We start from the raw sequence: 9,484 nt of genomic DNA on the forward strand, positions 1-9,484 counted from the left end.
CCGCCGCGTATTTCGCGGCCATGCGGGTGCGCACCTTCTACCCCGAGGTCACGGTGACCTTCGCCATCGTCGACCCGGATCAGCATCACCATGTGCCCTTGTTGCTGAGCCCGTTCGGCTATTCGACCTACCGAGGGAGCTAAACGTGGGAATCGTGCTGGGACCCAACAACTACGGCAAGGCGGAGACGCGGCTGGTCCGGATCTATCGCGACACCGCCCGGCACGAGATCCGCGACCTGTCCGTCACGACCTCGCTGCGCGGCGACTTCGCCGCTGCCCACGTCGCCGGAGACCAGTCGAACACGCTGCCTACCGACTCGCAGAAGAACACCGTCTTCGCCTACGCCAAGCAGGTCGGCGTGCAGCAGATCGAGGACTACGCGCTGGCGCTGGCGACGCATTTCGTCGACGACGTCGGCCCGGTCCACGGTGCCCGAGTCGAGGTCAAGGAGTACGCGTGGCAGCGCATCGGCATCGACGGCGGGGGCCACGATCACAGTTTCGTGCGCAGCGGTCAGGAGGTGCGCACCACAGCGGTGACCGTGGCCGGCGCCGGCACCGAACAGACGGTGGTGGTCGAGTCGGGGCTCGCGGACCTGGTCGTGCTCAAGTCGACCGGTTCGGAGTTCAACAACTTCCTGCGGGATCGCTACACCACCTTGGCGGAGACCCACGACCGGGTCATGGCCACCTCGTTGGCCGTGCGGTGGGTCTACGGCGAAACCGGAGTCGACTGGGGAGCGTCGTATGACGCCATCAGGCAGACGCTGCTGGAGACGTACGCAACCGTACACAGCTTGGCCCTTCAGCAGACCCTCTACGAGATGGGCAAGGCGGTACTGGAGCGGCAGCCGGCCGTTGCGGAGATCACCCTGACCGCGCCCAACATCCACCACTTCGCCGTCGACCTCGAGCCGTTTGGACTGGAGAATCCCGGCGAGGTGTTCTACGTCGCAGACCGCCCGTACGGCCTGATCGAGGCGACCGTCCGGCGGGAGGCCGATCCGACGTGAGCACGGTCGTCATCAGCGGTTGTTCGGTCGTCACGATGGATCCGAGCCGGACCGAGCACCCGAGCGGGCACATCGTCGTCGATGATGCCCGGATCACCGCCGTCGGTGCCGGGCCCGGTCCGCGCGACCTGCCCGGCGCGACGTACGTCGACGCCACCGGCTGCCTGGCCACGCCGGGGTTGGTCAACACCCATCACCACCTCTACCAGTGGGTCACCCGCGGCTTGGCTGCCGACCACACCCTGTTCGACTGGCTGATGACGCTCTACCCGATCTGGGCCGGCATCGACGAGGACACCGTGCGCGTGGCGGCCACCGGCGCGCTCGGCTGGCTGGCCCGAACCGGTTGCAGCACCACGATGGATCACCACTACGTGTTCCCGGCCGGAGCGGGTGACCTGCTGGCGGCGGAGGTCGACGCTGCCCGGGCGATCGGGCTGCGCTTCCTGCCCACTCGGGGCTCGATGGACCTGGGCCGAAGCCGGGGCGGCCTGCCACCGGACCACGTCGTCGAGGACATCGACACCGTCCTCGCGGCCACCGCCGACGCCATCGACCGCTTTCACGATCCCTCAGCCGACTCGATGCTGCGCATCGGCGCGGCACCGTGTTCACCCTTCTCGGTCACCGGTGACTTACTGCGTCAGGTCGCGGACCTGGCCCGGGACAAGCGCGTCCGGCTGCACACCCATCTGGCCGAGACGGTCGATGAGGCCGAGTTCTGCCTCGACCGGTTCGGATGCACGCCGATCGACTACGTCAGCGCGCTGGGCTGGCTCGGCCCGGACGTCTGGTTGGCCCACGGCGTCCACTTCGACGACGTGGCGATCGGACAACTCGGGACCAGTGGCACCGGTGTGGCGCACTGCCCGTCGTCCAATGCCCGGCTCGGCGCCGGAGTGTGTCGCACCCGCGATCTGCGCGACGCTGGCGTCCCGGTAGGGCTCGGCGTCGACGGCGCCGCGTCGAACGAATCCTCGTCGCTGCTGGAGGAGGTGCGCCACGCGGTCCTCTTCGCCCGGGCCGTCGGAGGGCCGGGCGCGCTCACCGTGCGCGACGGCCTCGAGATGGCCACCCTCGGCGGGGCCACGGTGCTCGGTTGGGAGCGCGACATCGGTTCCCTCGAGCCCGGAAAGCTCGCCGACGTGGCGCTGTGGAGGCTCGACACACTGCGACACGCCGACATCGCCGACCCGGTCGCCGCCCTCGTGCTCGGTGCTCCGCCGCCGCTGGAACTGCTGCTGGTGCAGGGCCGCCCCGTCGTCGAGCGAGACCGGCTGGTCAACCACGACGAGGACGCCATCGCGCGCGACGTGCGCGATGCCAACCGTGCCCTCCTGTCCCGAGCTGGAGTGATGTCATGACGATGCCCACCGTGCAAGCCGAAGCCGGGCCCGATCAGGAGCAGATCCTGACGCCGGATGCGTTGACGTTCCTGGCCGATCTCCAACGCACGTTCGGGCCGCGGCGTGACGAACTGCTAGCGGCTCGCAGGCAGCGGCGTGCCGAGATCGGCCGGACCGGCACACTCGACCTCCGCCCAGAGACCGCCGATGTGCGGGCCGCCGAATGGCAGGTAGCCCCGGCGCCGCGGCCGCTGCAGAACCGCCGGGTCGAGATCACCGGACCCACCGACCCGAAGATGGCGATCAACGCGCTGAACTCCGGTGCCAAGATCTGGCTCGCAGACCTCGAGGACGCCAACACACCCCACTGGCACAACGTGATCGAAGGGCAGCTGACGCTCTACGCCGCGCATCGGCGCGCGCTCACCTACACCTCGCCTGAGGGCAAGGCGTATCAGCTGTCCGACGGTGATCTCGCCGTGCCCCTGGTGCGGCCCCGCGGGTGGCACCTCGACGAGAAGCACGTGCTGGTCGATGACCGCCCGATGAGCGGCTCGCTGTTCGACTTCGGCCTGCACTTCTTCCACAACGCCCACGAGCTCCTGGCCCGCGGGCAAGGGCCGTACTACTACCTGGCCAAGCTGGAGAGCCACCTCGAGGCCCGGCTGTGGAACGACGTGTTCATCCACGCCCAGGACGCGCTCGGCATCCCCCGCGGCAGTGTCCGCGCCACGGTGTTGATCGAGACCATTCCAGCCGCGTTCGAGATGGACGAGATCCTCTACGAGTTGCGCGAGCACGCCTCCGGGCTCAACGCGGGCCGGTGGGACTACCTGTTCAGCGTGATCAAGTACTTCCGGGACGTCGGCCCCGACTTCGTGCTGCCCGACCGCAACGGCGTCGGCATGGCGTCGCCGTTCATGCGCGCCTACACCGACCTGCTGGTGCGCACGTGTCACCGGCGCGGCGCGGTCGCGATGGGTGGGATGTCGGCGTTCATCCCGTCGCGCCGCGACCCGGAGCTGACCGAGGTGGCCCTGGCGAAGGTCCGCGCGGACAAGGAACGCGAGGCCCGCGACGGGTTCGACGGCTCCTGGGTGGCGCACCCGGACCTGGTCCCGGTGTGCCGTGAGGTCTTCGACGGTGTCCTGGGCGAGCGGCCCAACCAGCTCGACCGCACCCGTGACGAGGTGTCGGTGACCGCGGATCAGCTTTTGGACGTGTCGAGCACACCCGGCGAACCGACGTCGGAAGGCTTGCGCGGCAACGTGGCTGTGGCGCTGCGCTACCTGGAGGCGTGGCTGCGCGGCAGCGGCGCGGTGGCGATCTTCAACCTGATGGAGGACGCGGCGACCGCGGAGATCGCGCGCTCGCAGATCTGGCAGTGGCTGCGCAACGACGTCAAACTCGCCGACTCCGGCGAGCTGGTGACCGCCGACCTGGTGCGCCGCATGGAGGACGAGGAACTCGCGACCATCCGCGAATCGCTTGGCGCCGAGCAGTTCGAGGCGGGCCGGTTCGGTGACGCGCGGGCCCTGTTCGAGCGGGTCGCGCTGTCCGACGACTTCGTCGAGTTCCTGACCCTGCCCGCCTACGACCTGATCGACTGACCCATGGACGAGCTGCTGAGCGAACTGGACCACCTGCTCGCCCCGGTCGACGCGGAGCTGCTGCGGCGCTATCCCGGCGACAGCCCTGCCCGGCAACCGGTGCACACGGTGTACGTGCCCGCCGACCGGTTCCACGCCGACCTGTGTCCCGAGTGGGGCGCGGAGGCGACCCGGGCGATGGCCGAGCACCCAGTCGAACTCGACGCCGAGGTGCGCGCCCGGGTGGTCGACAAGCTGGATCGCGAGCCGATCGAGGACCTGCGCGTCGACTTCGAGGACGGCTACGGCAACCGACCCGACGACGAAGAGGACTCCGCGGCCCGCACCGCCGCGGCCGCGATGGCGCGGGGCCACATGCCGCCGTTCCTCGGGATCCGGTTCAAGAGCCTGGAGGTCGCCACCCGACGACGCGGTGTCCGCACCCTCGACTTGTTCCTGGGCACCCTGCTCGACGCCGGTCCCCTGCCCGACGGTTTCGTGGTGACGCTGCCAAAAGTCACCGCGGTCGAGCAGGTCGCCGCCATGACGGTGGCGTGCGAACGGCTCGAAGTGGCCCACGGGCTGCCACCAGGCCGGTTGCGGTTCGAGATCCAGGTGGAGACACCGCAGGCGATCCTCGGACCGCACGGCACGGCGGCGGTCGCCCGGATGATCGACGCCGCGGCCGGTCGCTGCACCGGCCTGCACTACGGCACCTACGACTACAGCGCCGCGCTCGGCATCTCCGCCGCATTCCAGAGCATGGAGCACCCCGCGGCCGACCACGCCAAGGCGGTCATGCAACTCGCCGCGGCGGGCACCGGGGTCCGGGTATCCGACGGATCCACCAACGTCCTCCCCGTCGGCGACGGCACCACCGACGCCTGGCGGCTGCACGCCCGGCTGGTGCGCCGGTCGCTGGAGCGCGGCTTCTACCAGGGCTGGGACCTGCACCCCGGGCAGCTGGTGACCCGGTACGCCGCGACGTACGGGTTCTTCCGGGAAGGTCTCGCGGCGGCCGCCGAGCGGCTGCGGGACTACGTGGGACAGACCGGTGACGGGGTGCTCGACGAGCCCGCCACCGCCCAGGCGCTCGCAGCCTTCGTCGTGCGCGGCCTCAACTGCGGCGCCACCGACGACTCCGAGGTCGCCGAGCTCACCGGGCTCGACCGCACCACCCTCGACAGCTTCGCCTGCCGCCGAGTCGGCTGATCCCAGCACCGCGGGGCCTTGATTCTCGACGCCCCGACTCGTACTGTCGTTTTCGCACAGCAAAACATTTATTCCACAATACGAAATCCCGGAGGTCGTAGTGGGTCACTCGCTCCGCTTCGAGGTGAACTGCTCGATCCTGTTCACCGACCTGCCCCTGCTGGAGCGCCCGCGGGCGGCCAAGGACGCCGGTTTCGACGCCGTCGAGTTCTGGTGGCCGTTCACCGAGGCCATCCCCGCCGACCGTGCGGTCGACGCGTTCGTCTCCGCGTTGGCAGAGGCCGATGTTCGGCTGGTCGGGTTGAACTTCTTCGCGGGCGACATGCCGGGCGGCGACCGGGGCCTGGTGTCCTGGGTCGGCCGTGAGCAGGAGTTCCGCGACAACGCCGCGCTGGTCGCCGAGATCGGGGTCCGAACCGGGTGCCGGGCGTTCAACGCGCTCTACGGCAACCGGATCGACGGTGTCGACCCGGCCGCGCAGGACGACCTGGGCGCGGAGAACCTCGCCTACGCCGCCGAGACCGTCGGCCGCGTCGGCGGCGCCGTCCTGATCGAGGCCGTCAGCGGCCCGCAGCCCTACCCGCTGCGCACCGCCGCCGACGCCTTCGCCGTGATCGACCGGGTCGGCGCGCCGAATGTGCGGTTCCTGGCCGACCTGTTCCACCTGACTGTCAACGGAGATGACCTGGACAAGGTCATCGACGAGTACGCCGACCGCACCGCGCACGTCCAGATCGCCGACGCCCCCGGCAGGCACGAGCCCGGAAGCGGCGACGTGGCCATCGACGCCGCCCTGGGCAGGCTCGAGCAAGCGGGCTACCGCGGCTGGGTCGGCCTGGAATACGTCCCGAGCACCACGACCGTCGAGAGCTTCGCGTGGCTGCCACGCGAGCGCCGGTCCAGTAAGTAGAGGAGAGCGAACAATGACCACGATCGGATTCATCGGACTCGGGATCATGGGTGGCCCGATGGCCGCCAACCTGGTGAAGGCCGGGTACGACGTCGTCGGCTGCAACCTGACGCAGCCGCCGCTCGACCGGCTCGTCGCCGCCGGTGGGCGCGCGGCGAGCGGGATCGCCGAGGTCACCCGCGACGCCGACATCGTGATCACGATGGTCCCCGACTCCCCTGACGTCGAGGACGCGGTTCTCGGCGATGACGGTGTGCTGGCCAACGCCAAGCCGGGTCTGCTGCTCATCGACTGCAGCTCGATCCGCCCGGCCACCAGCCGCGCGGTCGCCGAAGCCGCTGCGGCGCAAGGGGTCCGCGTGCTCGACGCCCCGGTCAGCGGCGGTGAGCAGGGCGCGATCGACGCCACCCTGTCGATCATGGTCGGTGGGGAGGCCGCCGACTTCGAGACCGCGAAGCCGATCCTCGACGCGGTCGGCAAAACCGTTGTGCACGTCGGGCCGCACGGCGCCGGGCAGACGGTGAAGGCAGCGAACCAGCTCATCGTCGCCGGGACCATCGAACTCGTCGCCGAGGCGATCGTGTTCCTGGAGGCGCACGGCGTCGACATGGACGCGGCGATCAAGGTCCTCGCCGGTGGGCTCGCGGGCAACGCGATCCTCGACCGCAAGGCCGCGAACATGCTCAAGCGCGACTTCACCCCCGGTTTCCGCCTTTCCCTGCACCACAAGGACCTCGGCATCGTGCAGGCCGCCGCCCGCGACGCCGGTGTGGCGATCCCGCTGGGCGCGGTGGTCTCGCAGCTCGTCGCGTCGCTTGTCGCGCGTGGTGACGGCTCCCTGGACCACTCCGGGTTGCTCAAGCTCGTCCAAGAACTGTCCGGCCGCTGAGTAGGGACTCCGTTGTGAAAGGGAAACAGCAATGCCGCGCATGACCGCCGCGCGCGCCGCGGTCGAGATCCTCAAGCGCGAGGGCGTCACGCACGCCTTCGGGCTGCCCGGCGCCGCCATCAACCCGTTCTACGCCGCGCTGCGTGCCAGTGGCGGCATCGACCATGTCCTGGCCCGCCACGTCGAGGGCGCCTCCCACCTGGCCGAGGGCTACACCCGGGCCAAGCCCGGCAACATCGGCGTCTGCGTGGGCACGTCGGGGCCCGCGGGCACCGACATGATCACCGGCCTGTACTCCGCGGCCGCCGACTCGATCCCGATCCTGTGCATCACCGGGCAGGCCCCGGTGGCCCGGCTGCACAAGGAGGACTTTCAGGCCGTCGACATCACCTCGATCGCCAAGCCGGTCACCAAGATGGCGATGACCGTCCTGGAGGCCGCCCAGGTGCCGGGCGCGTTCCAGCAGGCGTTCCACGTGATGCGCTCGGGTCGTCCCGGCCCGGTGTTGCTGGACCTGCCGATCGACGTGCAGCTCACCGAGATCGAGTTCGACCCCGACACCTACGAGCCGCTGCCGGTCTACCAGCCGACCGCGACCCGCGCGCAGATCTCCAAGGCGTTGGACATGCTCGCCGAGGCCGAGCGCCCGCTGATCGTCGCGGGCGGCGGCATCATCAACGCCGACGCCGCCGACCTGCTCGTCGAGTTCGCCGAGCTGACCGGTGTCCCGGTCGTGCCGACGCTGATGGGCTGGGGCGCGATCGCCGACGACCACCCGCTGATGGCGGGCATGGTCGGCCTGCAGACCTCGCACCGCTACGGCAACGCCACGATGCTGGAGTCGGACTTCGTCCTGGGCATCGGCAACCGCTGGGCGAACCGGCACACCGGGGGTCTCGACACCTACCGACAGGGCCGCAAGTTCGTCCACGTCGACATCGAGCCCACCCAGATCGGGCGCGTGTTCGCCCCGGACTACGGGATCGCGTCGGACGCGCGGGCCGCGTTGGAGCTGTTCGTCGAGATCGCCCGCGAGCGCGCTCTCCCGGATCGTTCGCAGTGGGCGGAGTCGTGCCGGACTCGGCGGCGGACGCTGCAGCGGCGCACGGACTTCGACAACACGCCGATCAAGCCGCAGCGGGTGTACCAGGAGATGAACCGCGCGTTCGGCCCGGAGACCCGCTACGTCACCACGATCGGGCTCTCGCAGATCGCGGCGGCGCAGTTCCTGCACGTGTACCGGCCGCGGCACTGGATCAACTGCGGGCAGGCCGGGCCCCTGGGCTGGACGCTGCCCGCGGCGATCGGCGCTTCGGTCGCCGACCCGGACACCCCCGTGGTCGCCCTGTCGGGTGACTACGACTTCCAGTTCATGATCGAGGAGCTCGCGGTCGGCGCGCAGTTCGCCATCCCGTACATCCACGTGGTCGTGAACAACGCCTACCTCGGGTTGATCCGGCAGGCGCAGCGCGGGTTCGACATGGACTTCTGCGTGCAACTGTCCTTCGAGAACATCAACTCCCCGGAGCTCGGCGCCTACGGTGTCGACCACCTGAAGGTCGCCGAGGGGCTGGGCTGCAAGGCGATCCGGGTGACCGACCCGGACGACCTGCTCTCCGCGTTCGAGAAGGCCAAGTCGATGATGGCCGAATTCCGGGTGCCCGTGGTCGTGGAAGTCATCCTGGAGCGGGTCACGAACATCTCGATGGGCACGGAGATCGACAACGTGGTCGAGTTCGAGGAACTCGCCACCCGACCGGAGCACGCGCCGACCGCCGTCCTCTCGCTCGATTGAGCGAGGATCAGGGTATGGATGTCGTGGTCGCACCGGACAAGTTCAAGGGCTCGCTGACCGCCCGCGAGGTCGCGGCGCATATCGCAGCAGGGCTGCGGTCGGTGGTGCCGGGCCTCGCGGTGCGGGAGGTGCCCGTGGCCGACGGCGGTGACGGCACCCTCGACGCGGTGGTCGCGGGCGGGTTCCGGCTGGTCCCGGTCCGGGCGAGCGGGCCGACCGGGGACCCGGTCGACACCGGGTACGCGCTGCGCGACGGTGTCGCGGTGGTCGAGTTGGCCGATATCTCGGGGCTGGCTCGGCTGCCCGGCGGCGTGTTGGAGCCGGTGCGGGCGTCGTCGTACGGAACTGGGGAGGTGGTGCGCGCGGCGCTCGACGCGGGTGCGCGCACCATCGTCCTCGGGCTCGGCGGCTCCGCGTGCACCGACGGTGGGACCGGGATGCTCCGGGCGCTCGGGGCGCGCCTGCTTGACGGGGATGGCGCTGAGGTGAGTGCCTGGGCCTCGGTGGAGCGTCTCGATCTTTCCGGGCTGCACCCTGGGGTGCGCTCGGCGGAGATCGTCGTCGCCTCCGATGTGGACAATCCGCTGCTCGGCACACAAGGAGCGGCAGCGGTGTACGGGCCGCAGAAGGGGGCGAGCCCCGCGCAGGTGCGGCTGCTCGACACCGCGCTGGCCCGGTGGGCGGCGGTCGTGCGCCGGGAGACCGGGGTCGACGCCGCGGACCTGCCC

9 protein-coding genes are annotated in these 9,484 nt (G+C 70.2%); all 9 read left to right on the plus strand.

Translation table 11 applies throughout. The features are described from left to right. Positions 1-143: hydroxyisourate hydrolase (locus ACRDSQ_RS03925; RefSeq protein WP_431418837.1), on the plus strand; the 143-nt coding region annotated here is incomplete at its 5' end. Positions 144-145: 2 nt separating this feature from the next. Next, on the plus strand, positions 146-1,015 hold the full coding sequence (gene pucL, locus ACRDSQ_RS03930) for a factor-independent urate hydroxylase (protein ID WP_431418826.1): 870 nt from the start codon (positions 146-148) through the stop codon (positions 1,013-1,015). Beyond that, the gene (locus ACRDSQ_RS03935) at positions 1,012-2,379 is read left to right on the plus strand and encodes an 8-oxoguanine deaminase (protein WP_431418828.1); all 1,368 of its coding nucleotides are present in this window, start codon (positions 1,012-1,014) and stop codon (positions 2,377-2,379) included. The genes pucL and ACRDSQ_RS03935 overlap by 4 nt, the downstream gene beginning before the upstream one ends. After that, the gene (aceB, locus tag ACRDSQ_RS03940; RefSeq protein WP_431418829.1) at positions 2,376-3,971 is read left to right on the plus strand and encodes a malate synthase A; all 1,596 of its coding nucleotides are present in this window, start codon (positions 2,376-2,378) and stop codon (positions 3,969-3,971) included. Before ACRDSQ_RS03935 ends, aceB begins: the two co-directional genes overlap by 4 nt. Positions 3,972-3,974: 3 nt before the next feature. Then, the gene (locus ACRDSQ_RS03945; RefSeq protein ID WP_431418831.1) at positions 3,975-5,162 is read left to right on the plus strand and encodes a DUF6986 family protein; all 1,188 of its coding nucleotides are present in this window, start codon (positions 3,975-3,977) and stop codon (positions 5,160-5,162) included. A gap of 100 nt (positions 5,163-5,262) precedes the next feature. Continuing rightward, positions 5,263-6,072 carry a hydroxypyruvate isomerase family protein gene (locus ACRDSQ_RS03950; protein WP_431418833.1) on the plus strand — a complete coding sequence of 270 codons (810 nt, stop codon included), beginning with the start codon at positions 5,263-5,265 and terminating at the stop codon, positions 6,070-6,072. Between the two features lie 13 nt (positions 6,073-6,085). Beyond that, positions 6,086-6,961, plus strand: coding sequence for a 2-hydroxy-3-oxopropionate reductase (locus ACRDSQ_RS03955; RefSeq protein WP_431418834.1), 876 nt, complete (start codon positions 6,086-6,088; stop codon positions 6,959-6,961). 31 nt (positions 6,962-6,992) lie between these two features. Further along, positions 6,993-8,756, plus strand: a complete 1,764-nt coding sequence (gene gcl, locus ACRDSQ_RS03960) for a glyoxylate carboligase (RefSeq protein WP_431418835.1) — start codon at positions 6,993-6,995, stop codon at positions 8,754-8,756. Between the two features lie 14 nt (positions 8,757-8,770). Continuing rightward, positions 8,771-9,484 (plus strand): glycerate kinase (locus ACRDSQ_RS03965; protein ID WP_431418836.1); only part of this gene is annotated, 714 nt, incomplete at its 3' end.

Source organism: Actinokineospora sp. (genome assembly GCF_050699995.1).
In the GTDB taxonomy this organism is placed as follows: Bacteria; Actinomycetota; Actinomycetes; order Mycobacteriales; family Pseudonocardiaceae; genus Actinokineospora.